This window comes from Dietzia sp. SYD-A1 (assembly GCF_015356725.1).
GTDB lineage: Bacteria > Actinomycetota > Actinomycetes > Mycobacteriales > Mycobacteriaceae > Dietzia.
In genome coordinates this window covers 1-18,027 of sequence record NZ_JADDKI010000251.1, presented here as the reverse complement: position 1 = coordinate 18,027, position 18,027 = coordinate 1, and the positions used below count along the sequence as shown (strand labels likewise).

At 70.8% G+C, this 18,027-nt stretch carries 14 protein-coding genes; 8 read left to right on the top strand and 6 right to left on the bottom strand.

The features are described 5' to 3' along the window. The 5 genes from IY392_RS11050 to nirD all read left to right on the top strand — a co-directional run. A partial coding sequence (locus tag IY392_RS11050) for a hypothetical protein (RefSeq protein ID WP_194861231.1) occupies positions 1-210 on the top strand: 210 nt, incomplete at its 5' end. A 64-nt stretch (positions 211-274) separates the two neighbouring features. Then, positions 275-1,942: a DNA repair helicase XPB gene (locus IY392_RS11045; RefSeq protein ID WP_107755835.1), complete on the top strand. Its 1,668-nt coding sequence runs from the start codon at positions 275-277 to the stop codon at positions 1,940-1,942. Positions 1,943-2,001: 59 nt separating this feature from the next. Further along, positions 2,002-2,688 carry a DUF3239 domain-containing protein gene (locus tag IY392_RS11040; RefSeq protein ID WP_107755834.1) on the top strand — a complete coding sequence of 229 codons (687 nt, stop codon included), beginning with the start codon at positions 2,002-2,004 and terminating at the stop codon, positions 2,686-2,688. Positions 2,689-2,849: 161 nt separating this feature from the next. Next, positions 2,850-5,375, top strand: coding sequence for a nitrite reductase large subunit NirB (gene nirB, locus IY392_RS11035; RefSeq protein WP_194861230.1), 2,526 nt, complete (start codon positions 2,850-2,852; stop codon positions 5,373-5,375). 33 nt (positions 5,376-5,408) lie between these two features. After that, positions 5,409-5,789 (top strand): nitrite reductase small subunit NirD, encoded by a 381-nt coding sequence (gene nirD / locus IY392_RS11030; RefSeq protein WP_107755832.1) that lies wholly within the window; start codon positions 5,409-5,411, stop codon positions 5,787-5,789. A gap of 131 nt (positions 5,790-5,920) precedes the next feature. Here the strand turns inward: nirD and IY392_RS11025 are convergent, their stop codons facing one another. The 4 genes from IY392_RS11025 to IY392_RS11010 all read right to left on the bottom strand — a co-directional run bounded on the left by IY392_RS11025 (position 5,921) and on the right by IY392_RS11010 (position 12,160). After that, positions 5,921-7,051 (bottom strand): uroporphyrinogen-III synthase, encoded by a 1,131-nt coding sequence (locus tag IY392_RS11025; protein ID WP_107755831.1) that lies wholly within the window; start codon positions 7,049-7,051, stop codon positions 5,921-5,923. A gap of 76 nt (positions 7,052-7,127) precedes the next feature. Then, entirely contained in the window at positions 7,128-8,561 is a 1,434-nt protein-coding gene (locus IY392_RS11020; RefSeq protein ID WP_194861229.1) for an FAD-dependent oxidoreductase, read from the bottom strand. Next, entirely contained in the window at positions 8,558-10,672 is a 2,115-nt protein-coding gene (locus IY392_RS11015) for a molybdopterin oxidoreductase family protein (RefSeq protein ID WP_194861228.1), read from the bottom strand. The genes IY392_RS11020 and IY392_RS11015 overlap by 4 nt, the downstream gene beginning before the upstream one ends. A gap of 75 nt (positions 10,673-10,747) precedes the next feature. Beyond that, on the bottom strand, positions 10,748-12,160 hold the full coding sequence (locus IY392_RS11010) for an MFS transporter (protein ID WP_107755828.1): 1,413 nt from the start codon (positions 12,158-12,160) through the stop codon (positions 10,748-10,750). Positions 12,161-12,329: 169 nt separating this feature from the next. Here IY392_RS11010 and IY392_RS11005 point away from each other — a divergent pair, with 169 nt between their 5' ends. The 3 genes from IY392_RS11005 (at position 12,330) to IY392_RS10995 (ending at position 14,979) form a co-directional block, all read left to right on the top strand. Then, the gene (locus IY392_RS11005) at positions 12,330-12,938 is read left to right on the top strand and encodes a hypothetical protein (protein WP_194861227.1); all 609 of its coding nucleotides are present in this window, start codon (positions 12,330-12,332) and stop codon (positions 12,936-12,938) included. Between the two features lie 44 nt (positions 12,939-12,982). After that, positions 12,983-14,134, top strand: coding sequence for an aminotransferase class I/II-fold pyridoxal phosphate-dependent enzyme (locus IY392_RS11000; RefSeq protein WP_194861226.1), 1,152 nt, complete (start codon positions 12,983-12,985; stop codon positions 14,132-14,134). Between the two features lie 206 nt (positions 14,135-14,340). Beyond that, on the top strand, positions 14,341-14,979 hold the full coding sequence (locus IY392_RS10995; protein WP_228549292.1) for a heme oxygenase (biliverdin-producing): 639 nt from the start codon (positions 14,341-14,343) through the stop codon (positions 14,977-14,979). Between the two features lie 75 nt (positions 14,980-15,054). Here IY392_RS10995 and IY392_RS10990 read toward each other — a convergent pair whose 3' ends face one another. Both IY392_RS10990 and IY392_RS10985 read right to left on the bottom strand, forming a co-directional pair. Further along, positions 15,055-16,440 (bottom strand): hypothetical protein, encoded by a 1,386-nt coding sequence (locus tag IY392_RS10990; RefSeq protein WP_107755824.1) that lies wholly within the window; start codon positions 16,438-16,440, stop codon positions 15,055-15,057. A gap of 1 nt (position 16,441) precedes the next feature. Next, a complete protein-coding gene (locus tag IY392_RS10985; protein ID WP_194861225.1) occupies positions 16,442-17,914 on the bottom strand; it encodes an HtaA domain-containing protein in 1,473 nt (490 codons plus the stop codon). Between the last annotated feature and the right edge of the window lie 113 nt (positions 17,915-18,027).

Genomic DNA, 18,027 nt, shown 5'->3' with positions numbered 1-18,027 from the left:
GCCATCGCCCGCCTGCACGAGGCCGCGGGGTCGGGCACCGCGGTGACGGTCTCGGTGGTCGACGCGCAGGGCCGTTCGACGTCGCGGCTCGTCGTCCCCGTCTCCGTCGCAGGGGGACGGATCGAGGGAATCGAGCCCGACTCCGCCGAGGCCGTGAGCCTGCCGCTGCACCGCGTCATCTCCGTCGCGGACGTCGACCCGACACGCTGAGGCGAAATTCGGGACACTGGAGGGTCGGGCCCGACCGGACCCGCGACACGCGAGGAGAACCGAAGTGAGTGGTGGACCGCTGATCGTCCAGTCGGACAAGACCGTGCTGCTGGAGATCGACCACGACCAGGCAGGCGACGCCCGACAGGCCCTGGCACCGTTCGCCGAACTCGAGCGCGCGCCCGAGCACGTGCACACCTACCGGATCACGCCGCTCGCCCTGTGGAACGCGCGGGCCGCCGGGCACGACGCCGAGCAGGTCGTCGACGTACTGGTCACCTATTCCCGTTTCCCCGTCCCTCAGCCGTTGCTCGTCGACATCGCGGACACGATGGCCCGCTACGGCCGCCTCCAACTGGTCAAGAGCCCGGTCCACGGTCTGACGTTGATCTCGCTGGACGCCGCCGTGCTCGCCGAGGTCAGACGGCACAAGAAGATCGCCCCGATGCTCGGCGCCCAGATCGACGCGGACACCGTGATCGTCCACCCCTCCGAGCGCGGCCGCCTCAAGCAGGAGTTGCTCAAGGTGGGATGGCCGGCCGAGGACCTGGCCGGGTACGTCGACGGCGAGGCGCACGAGATCGCGCTGTCCACCGAGTCCGAGCCCTGGGAGCTGCGCGACTACCAGCAGATGGCGGCGGACTCCTTCTGGGCCGGCGGGTCCGGTGTCGTCGTGCTGCCCTGTGGCGCCGGCAAGACCATGGTCGGTGCCGCGGCGATGGCCCGCGCCAAGGCCACGACGCTCATCCTCGTGACCAACACCGTCGCCGGGCGGCAGTGGAAACGCGAACTGCTCGCCCGCACCACGCTCACGGAGGACGAGATCGGCGAGTACTCGGGTGAGCGCAAGGAGATCCGCCCGGTCACCATCGCCACCTACCAGGTCGTCACCCGCAAGACCAAGGGCGTGCACCGCGCACTCGAATTGTTCGATTCCCGTGACTGGGGGCTGATGATCTACGACGAGGTGCACCTGCTCCCGGCACCGGTCTTCCGGATGACCGCGGACCTGCAGTCGCGTCGCCGACTCGGGCTCACCGCCACCCTGGTGCGCGAGGACGGACGGGAAGGGGACGTGTTCTCCCTCATCGGCCCCAAGCGATACGACGCCCCCTGGAAGGACATCGAGGCACAGGGATGGATCGCCCCGGCCGACTGTGTGGAGGTGCGCGTGACGCTCACAGAGAACGAACGCATGATGTACGCCACCGCCGAGGCGGAGGACAAGTACAAACTGTGCTCGACCGCGCGGACCAAGACCGCGGTGGTCAAGAGCATCCTCGCCCGGCACGCGGGCGCGCCGACCCTGGTGATCGGCGCCTACCTCGACCAGCTGGAGCAGCTCGGGGGCGAGCTCGACGCACCGGTCATCCAGGGCTCCACGCCCACCAAGGAGCGGGAGGCACTGTTCGACGCCTTCCGTTCCGGGGAGATCTCCACCCTCGTGGTGTCCAAGGTCGCGAACTTCTCCATCGACCTGCCCGAGGCGAGCGTGGCGGTCCAGGTCTCCGGGACCTTCGGCTCCCGTCAGGAGGAGGCGCAGCGGCTCGGACGACTCCTCCGTCCCAAGCAGGACGGCGGGCAGGCCCACTTCTACTCGGTGGTCTCCCGGGACACCCTCGACGCCGAGTACGCGGCCCACCGCCAGCGTTTCCTCGCCGAGCAGGGGTACGCGTACCGGATCGTCGACGCCGACGACCTGCTCGGACCGGACCTGCCCGAGGTCGGTTGAGGGCACACGAACCACCCTGGTCGCCGCGCCCGCCCCGCGACGCCTGGGATACTGGACCCATGGCCTCAGACCGCACCTCCCGCACGCCGCACGAGCAGTACCGCCTCGCCGACTTCCCCGTCGACGACGCCTGGGTCCGCAGGAACAACGAGAGCCTGGCCGAGGTGCGTCGCCTCCAGTGGTCGGCGGGCGTCCTCGGCGTCGTCGTCCTCGCCGCGGGGGCCGGGATGCTCCTGTACTCCGAGCTGGCCGCATGGGGGTGGATCGTCGCCACCGTGGCCGGGGTCTTCGCGATCGGGTGCCTGGCGATGATCTGGTACATCCCCCGCAAGATGGGGTCGATGGCGCACACCTACGCCACCTCGGAACTGGTCCCGGCGATCGTCGCGGAGGTCCGACCGCGCGGAGTGACGCTGCTGGCCCTGGTCGACCGCGCCGTCGACCGATCCGCCGGCACGCTGCCCGCCCTGGCGGTCCGCAGTTGCGAGAAGATCCCCGGTCACGAGGCCCGTGTGGGCGAGCGGGTCCCCTGCGTCGCGGTGGTGGGTAACCGCAGCGCCCGCGGCGCCGACAACCTGTACCAGTTCATCTCCCCCATGCCCGTCGCGTGGGCCACCCCGGATACCGCCGTCCTCCGGCGACTGACGAGGGAGATCCCCGCCGGTGAGTGGGAGTCCCTGCGCCAGAAGCTCGATCGGGTCGACGAGGTGTCCCAGACCCCCACCAACCTCCTCCCGTTGGACTGACCCGGCCCCCTCTGCGGGGCCCTCCTCCCGCCACCCCACGGGGTCCTCACCCGGCGTCCCTCGACTTGTGAGCAAGTCGTCACGGCGCCGTGATCCGCCGCCATTGAACGGCAACACGCGGTTCCTAGCCTGGTCGGCACAGGCTAGAAGGAGGTCCCCCCATGACCGAGCACATCGTCGTCGTCGGGCACGGAATGGTCGCCCATCGGTTCGTCTCCACCCTCGCATCCCGGTGGGCCACCGCCGATCTCACCGTGACGGTGATCGGCGAGGAGTCGGACCCGGCGTACGACCGCGTGGGCCTGTCCTCCTACGTCGGTGAGTGGGACCGCGAGTCGCTGCACCTCGAGGACGCGCAGCACGCGGCCGACCCCCGGGTGACCGTGCGATCAGGCCAGCTGGTCACCTCGATCGACCGCGAGGTCCGCGAGGTCGAACTGACGTCGGGTGAGCGGATCGCCTACGACACACTGGTCCTCGCGACGGGGTCGCGGGCGTTCGTCCCGCCCGTACCCGGCCACGACCTGCCGGGGTGCCACGTCTACCGCACCCTCGACGATCTCGACGGGATCCGCGCGGCCGCCGACCGCGCCGGGGCCGGCTCCCACGGGGTGGTGATCGGCGGCGGTCTGCTCGGGCTCGAGGCCGCCAACGCGGTGAGCCTGCTCGGGCTCACGCCACACGTGGTGGAGCGCAACGACCGGCTCATGCCGCTGCAGGTCGACGCCGGGGGCGGGCATGTTCTGGCCTCGCTCATCCGTGACCTCGGGATCGAGATCCACCTCTCGATCACCGGAACGGAGATCACCGAGACGGCAGACGGCGTATCCGTCCGGCTGACCGACGACGAGGGCGTCACCACGGTCGTCGACGCGGCGTTCGTGGTGTTCTCGGCGGGTGTTCGACCGCGGGACGAGCTCGCGAGGCTGTCCGGACTGGACACCGCCGAGAGGGGCGGCATCCTCACCGACCTCGGGTGCCGGACCTCCGACCCGAACATCTACGCGATCGGCGAGTGCGCCGCCATCGACGGCACCTGCTACGGGCTCGTCGGCCCCGGGTACACCTCCGCCGAGGTCGCCGCGTCCACGATCCTCAGCGGAGAGGGCGAGTTCACCGGGGCCGACCTGTCCACCAAACTCAAGCTCCTCGGCGTGGACATGGCGAGTTTCGGCGATGCGCACGGCGTCACGCCCGGTTGCCTCGAGGTGGTGGTCAACGACCCCGTCGCGGGGACCTACTCCAAGCTGGTGATGAGTGACGACGCCACGACCCTCCTGGGAGGGGTGTTCGTCGGTGATTCCGGGCCGTATTCGCTGCTCAAGCCACTCGTCGGCCGCGCCCTGCCCTCCGACGACCCGATCTCACTCATCTCACGGACGACCGACGCCGGGCCCGGGGTCGGCGTGGAGGCGCTCCCCGACGAGGCACAGATCTGCTCGTGCAACGCCGTCACCAAGGGCGACGTGCGCGAGGCGATCTGCGGCGGCGCCTGCGACGTGGCCGACCTCAAGTCCTGCACCCGGGCCGGCACCTCGTGCGGATCGTGCATCCCCCTGCTCAAGCAGGTCCTCGAGGCGGAGGGGGTCGAGCAGTCGACGGCGCTGTGCGAACACTTCGAGCAGTCCCGCTCCGAACTCTTCGAGATCGTCACGGTCACCGGCATCCGGACCTTCTCCGGTCTCATCGAGCGCTTCGGCCACGGGACCGGCTGTGACATCTGCAAGCCCACAGTCGCCTCGATCCTCGCCTCCACGAGCTCCGACCACGTCCTCGACGGCGAGCAGGCCGCCCTGCAGGACACCAACGACCACTTCCTCGCCAACATCCAGAAGAACGGCACGTACTCGGTGGTTCCCCGTATGCCGGGAGGTGAGGTGTCCGCGGAGCAGCTCATCGTGATCGGGGAGATCGCCCGCGACCACGACCTGTACGTCAAGGTCACCGGAGGTCAGCGCATCGACATGTTCGGGGCGCGCGTCGAGGAACTGCCGGTGATCTGGAAGCGGCTCGTGGACGCCGGGATGGAGTCGGGGCACGCGTACGGCAAGTCGTTGCGCACCGTCAAGAGCTGCGTCGGCACCTCGTGGTGCCGGTACGGACAGCAGGACTCCGTCGGGATGGCGGTGACGATGGAGAACCGCTACCGCGGGCTGCGCGCCCCCCACAAGATCAAGATGGCGGTCTCGGGCTGCGCCCGCGAGTGCGCGGAGGCCCGCGGCAAGGACGTCGGCGTGATCGCCACGGAGACCGGCTGGAACCTCTACGTCGGCGGCAACGGGGGCGCGACGCCCCGGCACGCGCAACTCCTCGTGGGGGACCTGACCGACGAGGAGTTGATCCGCTACATCGACCGGACGGTGATGTTCTACGTCCGGACCGCCGAGCGCTTGCAGCGGATGGCGCCCTGGCTCGAGTCGATGGACGGTGGGATCGACCATCTCCGCGAGGTGGTGTGCAACGACTCGCTCGGCCTGGCGGCGGAACTCGAGGGCCGCATGGAAGCGCATGTGGCGGGCTACGTGGACGAGTGGTCCGCCGTCCTCGACGACCCGGACAAGCTCGCGCGCTTCGTGTCCTTCGTCAACGCCCCCGAGTCCCCGGACCCCACCGTCGAGTTCGAGGAGCAGGACGGCCGCAAGGTCCCCGTTCTTCTCGGCTCCCCCGCGATGCCCGCACGGGCCTGACCACCCAGCAGCACATTCAGAAAGGACACCATCATGACCGCCACCCTCTCCCCGACCGAGATCGTGGTCTGCTCCCTCGATCGGCTCATCCCGGGTCGGGGCGTCGCCGCCCTGCTGCCCGACGGCCGACAGATCGCCGTCTACCTCCTGGACGACGGGAGCGTCCACGCCCTGTGCAACATCGACCCGATCGCCCGGGCCGCCGTGATGAGCCGCGGTCTCGTCGGCGACCGTGGGGGCGTTCCGGTGGCCATCTCCCCCATCGGCAAGCAGGCGTACGCCCTGGACGACGGACGGGGGATCGACGACGAGGCGTACGGGCTGTCCGTCTTCCCCGCCAGGGTCGTCGACGGCACGGTTCTGGTCTCGACGCAGCCCGCGATCCGGCACCAGACCAGTCGGACCGCCGCCTAGCCGAGTACACCTGGTGCGCCCCTGATCGGGCCGTACCGCCACTCAGGCGCCACCGCGTGGTTCACGTGGTGGCGCCTGTTCGCGCGTGTGGCCCGTCCTGTCCCCCGGTGGTTCTGGACCGAGCGCCGACTCTAGACCGAGAGCCGGTATCCGCGTTTGACCACGGTGGTCACGAGGCCGGGGACCCCGAGCGCTCTGCGCAGGCGTCCCATCGCCGTCTCCACGGCGTGGGGGTCGGCGCCGTCGCCGGGGAGTACGGCGAGGAGGTCCTCCCGGCTCAGGCACTTGCCCGGCCGGTCCGCCATCGCCTGCAACAGCGCCAGCGGCGCCGGCGAGAGCTCGATGGGGCGACCGTCCATGAGGACCCCGGCCGCACACACGGTGAGCTCGTGCCCTGCCGCCGTCACGGTCCGCGACCGCGCGACCAACTCGTCGGTGACGTGCCGCATGAGCGCGCCGAGGCGCATCCGGTCCGGCATCGACACGGGCACACCCAGCTCGACGAGAGGTTCGGCGGTCACCGGCCCCACGCAGAGGGCGGCGACCGGGCCGGACAGGGCGTCCAGCACGTCATCGTGGATCCCCATCAGGTCCGCCCGCTCGAGCATCGAGACCACGGCCGGGGCGGCGGTGAACGTGACCCCGTCGACTCCCGCCCGGGCGACGGTCCGGACGAGGTCGTCGAAGGCCTCCAGGTCCTCGGGGAGCTCCCACCGGTAGATGGGCACCACGATCACCTCGGCTCCCGCCTCGCGGAGTCCCTCCACCAGCGGTGCCATGGGGTTCCAGTCCGAGCTCGCCCCCTGCAGCTGCACGGCCACGGTGAGGCCGTCGACCCCGCGCTCCAGCAGCATCTCCAGTAGTTCGGGGGTCGCCTCGCTCGCCGCCGACGCGTGCTCGCGCAGGCCGGCCGCGCGGAGTGCTCCGGTGACCTTGGGTCCGCGGGAGTACAGCGGCACCCGGTCCATCAGGGCGTGCAGGTCCGTCGAGTACCCCCACTCCTCACACACCTGTGTCCACCACCGGACACCGGTCGCCGTGGTGAGGACCATGAGGTCGGCGGGGGCGGCGAGCACCCGGGCGGTGGCGGAGCGGACCAGCTCGTCCTCGGCCACGGGGATCATCCGGATCGCCGGCGCGTGCAGGACCGTCGCACCCCGGCGTTCGAGGAGGACCTTCTGTTCCGACGCCCGACGCGCGGCCGTCACCGCGACCGTACGGCCCAGCAGTGGTAAGTCGTCGTTGGTCGTCACGGTGTCCATCCTGCCTCAGTCCTGTGTCGTCCGTGTGTCGCCGGCCCCGGCGCCCGGGGTCCCGGGTGCCCGGGGAGGTGGTCCGTCACGCGCAGTCCCGCAGCCATCCGCAGATGCCGTCCACGGCGGCGGAACACCCCCCGCACCCGGTCCCCGCGCGGGTCCGGGAGGCCATCGCCGCCACGTCCCGGTGTCCCTCGGACCACGCGTGGACGAGGTCGGCCTTGCTCACCCCGTTGCACCGGCAGACCACGGCCGCGGCCGGCATCGTGGACGGGGTGTCGGTGGTCGCGGCGCCGGCCCGACCGAGCACGACGGACAGCACGTCGTCGGGGACGGGCAGCGCGTGTTCGTAGAGCTGGGTGAGGAATCCGACGGGCTCGGGGTGACCCACGAGCACCGCCCCGGTCACGCGGGAGTCCACCACGTCCACCCGCGCGTACCGGCCACGTGAGGGCTCGCAGACCGCGGTCACCTCCACCCCGGTGGCGTGGATGTCGTCAGCGAGTTCCCCGAGGGAGACCACGTCGACCCCGAACGCCTTCAGCCTGGTCACCGCGACGCCGCCGGTGTACCTCGCGGCCGGGGTCGCACCCGCGAGTCGGGCGGAGACCACGCCTGCCTGATCCCAGGCGGGCCCGACCAGTCCGGTCACGCACCCGCGGTGCTCGGCGCAGTCACCGATCGCACTGATGTCCGGGTCGCTGGTCCGGAGGGTGTCGTCGACGACGATCCCCCGGCCCACCTCGAGTCCGGCGGCCGCGGCCAGCCGGGTGCGCGGCCTGGTCCCGGCCGAGAGGACGACGGTCCGACACCCGATCTCGGTCCCGTCGTCGAGCCCCAGCGCCGCGCCGTCCCAGCGCGCGGCCCGCGCACCGGTCACCATGCGGACGCCGAGCTCGTCCAGCGCGCGGATGAGCACGCGGCCACCGTCGGCGTCCAGGTGCGAGTCCATCGGCCAGGCCCGTGGGTGGACGACGACGACGTCCCGTCCCGACCGCGCCAACGCGCACGCCACCTCCAGGCCGATGAAGCCGCCGCCCACCAGGGCGACCCGTCCGGGGTGCTCCTCCAGATGGGCGGTGAGTCCGCGGCAGTCCGAGGCGTCGCGGAGCGGGAACACCCCCGCGGCGAGGGAACCGTCCGGGCCGCGGACCCCCTCGATCGGCGGGATCGTGGCCTCGGATCCGGTCGCGAGCACCAGGTGGTCGTACGGGACGCGCTCACCGTCGGCGAGCTCCACCTCCCGTGCCACCCTGTCCACACCCTGCACCGAGGCCGCCGTGCGCATCCCGATGTGGTTGCGCTCCCACCATCCGGAGGGCTTGAGCCGGGTGGCTCCCGGGTCGCCCATACCGCCGGCCACCACGTGCGAGAGCATGATCCGGTTGTACGGCGCCTCGGGTTCGTCGCCGAGGACGGTCACCGCCATCGTCTCGGGATCCGGTTCGGTGCGGCGGAGCTCCTCGGCGAGCCGCGCACCGGACATCCCGGCTCCCACCACCACCACCCGCGTCATGCGGCCTCCAGCCGTACGGCACACGCCTTGAACTGGGGCATGCGGCTGTAGGGGTCGAGCTCCGGCAGGGTCACGAGGTTCGCTCGGGCGGCCCCGGCGTAATGGAACGGCAGGAACAGGGTGTCGGTCCGCATGTCCTCGTCGCACCGCACGAGCGCCTCGACGGCGCCGCGACGGGACACCACGCGGGCGCGTCCGCCGTCGTCGAGCCCCGCGGCCCGTGCCACCACCGGATGGACCTGGACCCACATGTCGGGGGCAGCGGAGGCCAGCTCCGGAACCCGCCGCGTCTGGGCGCCGGACTGGTAGTGGGAGAGCACCCGCCCCGTGGTGCCCAGCAGCGGGTAGTCCGCGCAGGTGTCCTCCGCGGGCCGGTCCACGGCGGCGACGGCGAAGCGGGCGCGGCCGTCCTCGGTGGCGAAGCGGTCGAGGAACATGCGCGGCGTACCGGCCGGGGAGTCGGCACCGCACGGCCAGAACAGCGCCTCCCCCGCGTCGAGCCGGTCCCAGTCCATCGCCGAGTAGTCCGCCTTACCCCCGGCGGAGGCGCGCGCCAGCTCGTCGAACACCACCCGAGGGTCGGTCGGGAACCGATCCGGCCGCCGCCCGAGGCGGCGTGCGAGCTCGTTCCAGATCCAGAGTTCGTCGCGGGCACCGTCCGGCGGGGTGACCGAGCGGCGTCGACGCAACACCCGGCCCTCGAGGTTGGTCAGCGTGCCCTCCTCCTCCGCCCACTGCGGGACCGGCAGGACGACGTCGGCGAGCTCCGCGGTCTCGGAGAGGACGAAGTCGGCCACCACGAGGGTGTCCAACGCACGGAGCCGCGCGGTGATCCGCTCGGCGTCGGGGGCGGAGACCACGGGGTTCGATGCGTGGAGCAGCATCGCCGTGGGACCGCCGGGCTGCCCGAGGGCGTCCAGGAGCTCGAAGGCCGAGAGCCCGGGGCCGGGGATCTCCTCGGGCTCCACGCCCCAGACCGCGGCGACGTGCGCGCGAGCGGCCGGGTCCGTGATCATCCGGTATCCGGGGAGTTGATCGGCCTTCTGCCCGTGCTCCCGGCCCCCCTGCCCGTTCCCCTGGCCGGTGAGGGTTCCGTAGCCCGTACCGGGCCGGCCCGGTAGTCCCAGTGCCAGCGCGAGGGCGATCACGGCGCCGACCGTGTCGGTCCCCCGTGAGTGCTGTTCGGCCCCCCGGGCGGTGAGCACGTACGCACCGGTGCCCGCGTCCCTGGAGTCCGCCAGTAGCTCCACCGTGCGTTCGAGCTGACCGGCCGAGACCCCGGTGACGCGTTCGGTGCGATCGGGCATCCAGTCCGCAGCGATCGCCCACGCGTCGTCGAAACCCGACGTACGGGCGGCGACGTACCCGGTGTCCAGGTACCCACCCACCACGGCGACGTGCAGGAGCCCGAGGGCCAGCGCGGAGTCCGTGCCCGGCCGCAGCCTCAGATGGATCCCGCCGCCGTCGACGGCGCGGTGGGCTGTCGCGCTGAGCCGGGGATCCGCCACCACCATGCCGCCGGCCGAGGCGGCGGTGTCCAGGTGCTGGACGAACGGGGGCATGGTGTCGGCGGGGTTCGCCCCGATGAGGAGCACCGCCCGGGCCTCGTCGAGGTCGGTCACTGGGAATGGCAACCCCCGGTCCAGCCCGAAACTGCGGTTGGCCCCGGCCGCCGCGCTCGACATGCACCACCGCCCGTTGTAGTCCACGAGTCTGCTCCCCAGCGCGAGCCGGGTGAACTTGCCCAGTGTGTAGGCCTTCTCGTTGGTGAGGCCTCCCCCACCGAACACGGCCACCGCGTCGGGCCCCCCTGAGGCCTGCGCCCGCCGGATGCCGTCGGTGACACGGGTCAACGCGGTGTCCCAGTCGGTCGGACGCAGCTGCCCGTCCACCCGGATCAGCGGCGTGGTGATCCGCTCCGGGTGGTCGAGCAACGCTGCCGACGTCCAGCCCTTCCGGCACAACCCGCCCCGGTTGGTGGGGAACTGCTCCGGGGTGATCGTCACCTGCCCGCCGTCCGAGGGCGGGGTCACCGACATCGCGCACTGGAGGGCGCAGTACGGGCAGTGGGTGTGTGTCGGGCGGCCGGTCGTCGTCAACGCGTGCACCATGTGTCCTCTTCGTCTCGCTCAGCCGTGCTCTGTCAGCCGTGGACCTGTCAGCCGTGACCTGTCAGCCGTGACCTGTCAGGCCTCGGCGCCCACGGGGACCCGTGCGCGGGTGGGTGCCGCGGCGACCGAATCGACGCCGGCCGAGGCACGCATGTACACCACGCGGGTGATGATCGCGGCCACCACGTAGAAGACCATGAACACGACGAACGCCGAGGTGGCCGCCCCCGAGGACTGGTAGGACGTGCGCAGGGTCATGTTGATGAGGAACCCACCGAACGCCCCGACCGCGCCGGCGACCCCGATGAGTGCTCCCGCATGAGCCCGCGACCACGAGGTCCGTGCGGCCTCGTCGAGTCCGAGCGTGTGACTGCGGGCCTCGAAGACGGACGGGATCATCTTGTACACCGAGGCGTTCCCCACCCCGGTGAGCCCGAAGAGTGTCAGGAAGGCCGCGAAGAACAACACGAGCGCGCCCCCCGAGAGGCGGCCGTCATTCGAGGCCTGGATGTTCGAGGTCACCACGAGCGCCACCGTGGTGACCGCCATTCCGCAGAACACCGCGAAGGTCACCCGTGCGCCGCCGAACCGGTCGGAGAGCCGGCCGCCGACCATGCGGGTCAGCGAGCCCAGCAGCGGTCCGAGGAAGGTGATCTGCGCCGCGTGGAGCGCCGCCTGGGCGGGATCCTGGCCGTTGCCGGTGAAGGTCATGGTGAGCATCTGTCCGAACGCGAAGGCGAAGCCGATGAACGAACCGAACGTGCCGATGTACAGCAGCGACAGCACCCAGCCGTCCTTGTCGCGGGTCATGTCTTTCATGCTCTGGACGTCAACGGTCTGGTGCGCGAGGTTGTCCATCTTCAGGGCCGCGCCGATCCCCGCGACCACGAGGAGGACGATGTAGACCCCGATCACCCAGTGGGGTGACCGGTTACCCGCGAGGGCGATCACGATGAGCCCCACGATCTGGATCGTCGCCACGCCCAGATTGCCCCCGCCCGCGTTGAGGCCGAGCGCCCAGCCCTTCTCCCGTTGGGGGAAGAAGGCGTTGATGTTGGTCATGGACGACGCGAAGTTGGCGCCGCCCAGCCCGGCGATCGCGCCGACGACGAGGTACAGCCACAGCGGTTGACCCGGGTTCGCCATGATCCACAACATCCCGACCGCGGGGATGAGCAGGACGAAGGCCGAGAACATGGTCCAGTTGCGGCCTCCGAAGGTCGCCGTGGCGAGCGTGTACGGGATGCGCAGGAAGGCCCCGGTCAACGTGACCACCGCGGAGACCAGGAACTTGTCGGGGGCGTCGAGCCCGTAGACGTCCTGGGGCATGAACAGCACCATGACGGCGAACAGGGTCCACACCGAGAACCCGACGTGCTCGGCGAACACCGACCAATAGAGGTTGCGCATGGCGGTCTTCCTGCCGCCCGCCTCCCATTGCGCGTCGTCCTCCGGATCCCAGTTCTCTATGACGTGTGAGCGCGACATGAGGTCGACCCCCTCTCCAGTTAGGTGGACACCCCCTCGGTGCCCCTGCGCACAGACGTTATGCACGCCCTGTTTCCCCGGCGCTACCCGGTATGACGTCATGGTCACGGTGTCCTCACGTCCGTGCGATCCCGCCGTGAGGGCTCGGAGAGCGTGGTGTGGTGGCGGCATGTCACACCCGTTCTCATTCCGCCGAGCCGTGCTCTCCGTGGTCCTCGTGGCCGCACCGCTCCTCGGGTCGGCGGCGGTCGCGCCCACGGCTCTCGCCCAGTCGCTGGAGGATCCCGCCTGGCCGGCCGACCTCCCCTTCCCACCCGCCGCCGGGGGCCCGTTCGGGTGGGCCGAACTCTCGTACTGGCCGTACGCCGTGGTGCCGTCGGACCCCCGGTTCTGGGCCCCCAACAGTGCACCCATGCGCGTAGTGTCCCCGTTCGGCAGAGACACGGAGATCTGGTGCTCGAACTATGTCCTGCAGGGATCGGACTGCTGGCAACTCGACCCCTCGGGAACGCCCCACCGGCTCCACCGCGTCACCGGGCTCTCGGATGCGATCACCGGATCGACCGGCTCCGCGGCAGACGGGAGCGTCCGGGCCGCCTACGAGCTCGCCCATCAGCGAGGGTGGCCGGCCACGTCGGGCGGCGTCGGCATCCCCGCCGGCACCGTCCCCGGTTCGGCCACCGACACCTGGGTCTCGCTCATGCCACTCTCCCCGTTCGGTGCCGACTCCCGCGGTTTCGACGTGTGGGTGCATCCCGGGTACGCGCCCGGGAGCTGAGTAACCTGGGGATCCCGTGAACCCGGTCGAAAGGATCCCCCGCCGTGCCGTTCCCCCTGGATGTTCCCGAGTCGGTCCTGCGCAGGCGCCGGAGCCAGAAGTGGGTGGCGTACCCGGAGGACGTCCTGCCGCTGTTCGTGGCGGAGACCGACGTCCTGCTGGCCCCGGCCATCCGGGAGCGCCTCGCCACAGCGGTCGCCGACGGTGACACCGGATACTTCGCCGAGATCGAGCGCCTCGCCGGGGTGTGCGCCCGGTACTACTCCGGGTTCGGGTTCGAGGTACCGGAGGAGTCGGTCGTCCCCGTCAACGATGTGGGCGTGGGCGTCCGCGAGTCGCTCGCGCGGACCCTGCCGGCGGGGAGCGGGGTGGTCTACACGCCACCGGTGTACATGCCGTTCGGACCGTGGATCCGGCGTGTGGGGATGTCACCCGTCGCGGTGCCCCTGGTCGACCACGACGGCGAGGACCCGCGGCTGGACCTCGTGGGCATCGAGCGCGCCCTGGCCGGCGGGGCCAGGGCCGTGCTCCTGAGCCACCCGCACAACCCCACGGGTGTCCTGCACTCCTCCGCGGAGTTGGCCGAGCTCGCCGAGCTGGCCGCACGCCACGACGCCGTGGTGGTCTCCGACGAGATCTGGGCGCCCCTGACGATGCCCGGGGTCCGGTTCTCCTCGTTCCTGGCCGCCTCCGGCACCGCCCCCGAGGTGGGCTTGGCCATCTCCTCCGCGTCCAAGGCGTTCAACCTCGCCGGGCTCAAGTGCGCCTTCGTGGTCAACGGCAATCCCGAGCGGTTCGAGGTGCGGCGCTCGGCGTTGTCCGGCGCAGTGGGGCACTTCGGGGCGCTCGCCGCGGAAGCCGCGCTGACCGGGTCACTGGACTGGCTGGAGCAGATGAACGCCGCGCTGGCCTCGAACCTCGATCTGATGGACCGGCTCATGGCCGAGCACCTCCCCCGCGCCCGGTGGCGCCGACCCGACGCCGGATTCGTGGCGTGGCTGGACCTTCGCGCCTACCCCGGGCTCGGTGACGACCCCGCCGCGGCGTTCCTCGACGACGGAAAGGTGGCGCTGAGCAACGGTCCAGCCTTCGGGCCCCAGGGCAAGGGGTTCGCGCGTGTGAACTTCGCGTGCTCCGAGGACATCCTCACCGAGGCCTTCACCCGGATGGGCCGCGTCGCCGCGGAGCGTGGCTGAGGGCGGCCCGCGCTCACCGACATTTCCTTTTTCTCGGAACCGCCCCGGGGAAATTGCGCCCCGGCCCGCCACACCCGTTATTCGGTGAGCGAATCAGGGTCACCACTCGCGGAATTGTTCACGGCACTCAAATTCACTACCGGCATAGCCTTTCCCTTATCGTTGCCGTACCCTCATTAGGCATACCTAACAAGCCCGGAGGACTCATGGAGACGATCATTTCCGCACCCTTGTCGAGAGCACTACATGACTCGACGATGGCCGCGCATGAACAGGCGGAGAACGCCTCGTTCATCACCCGCCTGATGAACGGTGAGGGCACGCCGGCAGGCCTGGTCGCGCTCCTCCGGCAGTCGCTCCCCGTCTACGCGACGCTCGAGGACGCCTGCCGCGGGGTCGGCGCGGACCCGAGACTGTCCGCCATTCTCGACCCGCGCCTCGAGCGGACCGGGGCGTTGCGAGCCGATCTGGAGTCGCACCGCGCCCAGGGCCGCTCCTTCGACACGGTGGTGCCCGCCACCGAGGCCTACGTGGCCGAGTTGCGCGCGTGCGCGACCGACCCGGCCGCCTTGATCGGGCACCACTACGTCCGGTACCTCGGCGACCTCTCGGGCGGGCAGATCATCAGGACGATGGTGCGCCGCCACTACGGCATCGAGACCGGTCTGAGCTTCTACGACTTCGACATCGCCAAGCCCAAGGTCTACAAGGACGACTACCGGGCCGCACTGGACGCCCTCCCGCTGGGCGAGACAGACCGCGCGTCCGCTCTGGCCGCCGCCACCCGGGCCTTCGACCTCAACCACCGGATCTTCCTCGACCTGGAGGCCCTGGGCGTCCGCTGACCGACTGCCACATGCCGACACGCGACGCGGCCCCGACACCGGATCGGTGTCGGGGCCGCATCCGGTGTGTGCGCCCTACATCAGGCTGCCGAACAGGTTCGTCATGCCCGCGAGCGAGCCGCCGCCCCCGGTACCGGTGTCGTCGTCATCATCTCCGCCGGTGGTGAAGGTGATCGGCGTGCTGAGTTCCCACGCGGCGTGGACGGCGCCGGAGGCCGCGTAGGTGTAGATCCCGTAGCTCCCGGTCTCCGACTTCGCGTCGGCCGCGTCCTTGGACACGGTGACGGTCGTGGTGAAGGTGCCGTCGGGCCGCAGCTCGACGGCCCCCGCGGCGGCTCCGCCGATGGTGGCGTGGTTCTCCGCCGCCAGGACCCACTTCTGCTCGACGACCGTGCGAGCGGCGGAGGTACCGCCCGCCGAGGGCTTCCATGCATCCCCGAACTTGCCGTAGACCAGGTAGAACCCGGCGGGCTTGCCCGCGAGCGGCGGACGTGTGCCCAGAACCGACGGGTCGGTGAACCCGGAACCCGTGATGGTCACCTCGTGGCTTCCGTCAGCGGCCAGAGTGGTGTCCGAGACGGTGATCTCGGGGGTGCCGACGGGCACCTGGGTCTCGTCCTCGGTCAGCTCGTAGGTCACCTGGAGCGGCAGCGGCCCCTTGAGGTTCTGGTCTCCTCCACACCCGGTGTTGTAGTAGTGCGGGTGCACCGAGCTCGGCACGGCCGCCAACCACTCGGGGGTCCACGCGCCCCAGATGTTCGGCGCGGTGCAGGAACGGTCCTGGTTCCCGCCGTTGTGCTGCACTCCCGCGTACTGGGGCGACAGGGTGATGGTGCCGTCCTGGGCCACCTGGGCGGCGCCCGGACCGAACGACAGGACGGTCGTGCGACCGGCGTTGACCTCGGGAGTCGGGGTGCCGTTCATGTCAGTCGCCGCGCCGATGGTCACATCGGCGTCGAGCGTTCCGGACCCGTCGGCGTTGACGGTCAGCTTCGGATCGGCCAGGGTCTCATCCGGCGCGTTGAGGTTGGCGGGGTAGGCGTTGAAGGTGATCTCGCCGTCCCAGTCGATGGTGACGGTCCCGTCCGCGCCGCGCGCACCCTCACCGTCGGAGAACTTGATGGCGTTGGGCGTCGCCTGCTGTCCCGAGACGATGTTCACGGGCATCGAGGTGGCCGGGAACGCAGCGGGGGTGTACTCGGTCTGCGCGCCACCCGAGACCGACCCGACGAGCGCCGAGGCGTCGCCGGAGGCGTCGACGATGCGCCACGGTCCGAAGATGCCCTTCTGGGCGTATCCGCTGATGCCCCAGACGAACGAGGCGTCCGTGACGGTCCCCGGGGTCGCCTCCTGGGCCTGGGCCGCCGGGGCTGCGACGACTCCGGCCAGCAACGCGAGCGTCGCCCCCAGCATCGTGCCCCGTCGGCCGGCGAGCGCGAGCCGGGATCGAGATGTGTTCACATCAGTCCTTTCGTCGAACTGTCTGGTAGAACAGCACTGCCGCGAGCGCGAGCAGTGCGGTCCCCACCCACCACTGCCATTGGTGGGTGGGGTTTCCGGCCTTCTGGGAGCCGGAAGTCTGGGCGTAGACCACGTCGGAGCCGTTGAGGGGTGTGTTGGCCGCCACGGGGATCGTCGACTGGTCAACGAGGGGTGGGGTCGCCGCGGGTGAGGACCCGCCTGACGACGGGCCGCTCGGGGATGCGGGGATCGTGGCGACGGTGCCGCCCACGGTCCCGGCGGTGAGAGGGGCTCCGGCGGTGTAGTAGTCCGCGAAATACTCTTCGAAGACCTCGTCCACACCGCCCCCCTCGGCTGCCGACGCGTCCGGTGCCGCCGCGGCCGGGCCCGCGCTGTCCCGCGCGGCGTTCACCGCATCGGGTTGGAGCGGTTTCCACGCCTCGTCCATCCACGCGGCAGCGGTGTCGGCGACGTCGGTCCCCGCGGCCCGGAGGATCTGTTCGACCGTGTCGTCGAGGACCCTACCGACGATTCCGCCGGACCCGCCGGACCCACCGGAATTCGGCATTTCCTCGGGTTCATCCGAATTCCAACTCACCGCTATCGGCAGCGCGGGTTTCGTACTGTCAGAGGTTCCGGTCGAATACCAGAATCCCCCGGATCCCGCTTCCGCGGCGAAGTCCACGAATTCCCGCGGGAAAGCTCCCCAATACGCGCCGTCTCTCGTCTGAGGGTTTTCTCCGGCACCGGCGGAATAGGGCACACCGAGGTATTCGGGAGTCACGGAGAACCCTTTTTTCCCTCCCAGTTCCACGCGACTGCGGGGGAGATTCGCGAGGACGACGATGCGGGACGGCACCGGGGTCGACACCTCGGGGTTGTCCTGGGCGCTCCGTCTCCCACCCAGGGTCGCGGTCACGGTGGCCTTCGTGGGCGTGACCGTGAGGACCGGGTCGGTGACGCTGAGGAACACCAGGCCCGAGTAGTACAGGACCGAAGCGGTGCCCTTCCACTGGATCTCCGCCGTGCCCGAGGCGGCGTCGACGGTTCCGGTCCCCTTGCCGAAGACCATCTCGAGGCCGCTGTATCTGCTCGAGGCGGCGTCACGGAGGGCGGTGCCCGCCTGGTCGGTCTGCGTCCCGGCCCAGGTCGCGGTCGATGTCCCACCGTTCGCGGACCGCTTCTCGATCGTCACCTGTCCCGACGTGGCCCTCCATGTCTGTTCGGTGATCGTCGCCCCGGGCCCGGCGAGCGCCGCCGAGCTGTCCCCGGCGGAGAGGAAGTTGAGTCCGGGTCCGTGGCTGGGCCCGGCGCTCTGCCTGCTCAACCCCCATCGGAACTCGGCATCGGTCAGCTCGACCGCCGAGTCCTGTGCTCGGGCCGCCGGCGAGTACATCAGCGAGCCGAGGGCGAGGGCCAGGGCCAGGACCAGGGCGGCGCCCCGGCGGTGGCCCGATAACTGGTCACTGGTCATCGGGATCTCCTTCGGTGTGAGCTCTCGTGTGGGGGGCCGGGTGCCCGTCGGCACCGCCGGCGTCGGCGAGGCGTCTCCGGTTGACCGCGACCGCCGCCGCGACCGACAACGCC

What these genes read in the sequence shown, in the direction of transcription:
- IY392_RS11040 (WP_107755834.1), top strand. Translation starts at nt 2,002, where the DNA reads ATGGCCTCAGACCGCACCTCCCGCACGCCGCACGAGCAGTACCGCCTC.
- nirB (WP_194861230.1), top strand. Translation starts at nt 2,850, where the DNA reads ATGACCGAGCACATCGTCGTCGTCGGGCACGGAATGGTCGCCCATCGG.
- nirD (WP_107755832.1), top strand. Translation starts at nt 5,409, where the DNA reads ATGACCGCCACCCTCTCCCCGACCGAGATCGTGGTCTGCTCCCTCGAT.
- IY392_RS11025 (WP_107755831.1), bottom strand. Translation starts at nt 7,051, where the DNA reads ATGGACACCGTGACGACCAACGACGACTTACCACTGCTGGGCCGTACG.
- IY392_RS11020 (WP_194861229.1), bottom strand. Translation starts at nt 8,561, where the DNA reads ATGACGCGGGTGGTGGTGGTGGGAGCCGGGATGTCCGGTGCGCGGCTC.
- IY392_RS11015 (WP_194861228.1), bottom strand. Translation starts at nt 10,672, where the DNA reads ATGGTGCACGCGTTGACGACGACCGGCCGCCCGACACACACCCACTGC.
- IY392_RS11010 (WP_107755828.1), bottom strand. Translation starts at nt 12,160, where the DNA reads ATGTCGCGCTCACACGTCATAGAGAACTGGGATCCGGAGGACGACGCG.
- IY392_RS11005 (WP_194861227.1), top strand. Translation starts at nt 12,330, where the DNA reads ATGTCACACCCGTTCTCATTCCGCCGAGCCGTGCTCTCCGTGGTCCTC.
- IY392_RS10995 (WP_228549292.1), top strand. Translation starts at nt 14,341, where the DNA reads ATGGAGACGATCATTTCCGCACCCTTGTCGAGAGCACTACATGACTCG.
- IY392_RS10985 (WP_194861225.1), bottom strand. Translation starts at nt 17,914, where the DNA reads ATGACCAGTGACCAGTTATCGGGCCACCGCCGGGGCGCCGCCCTGGTC.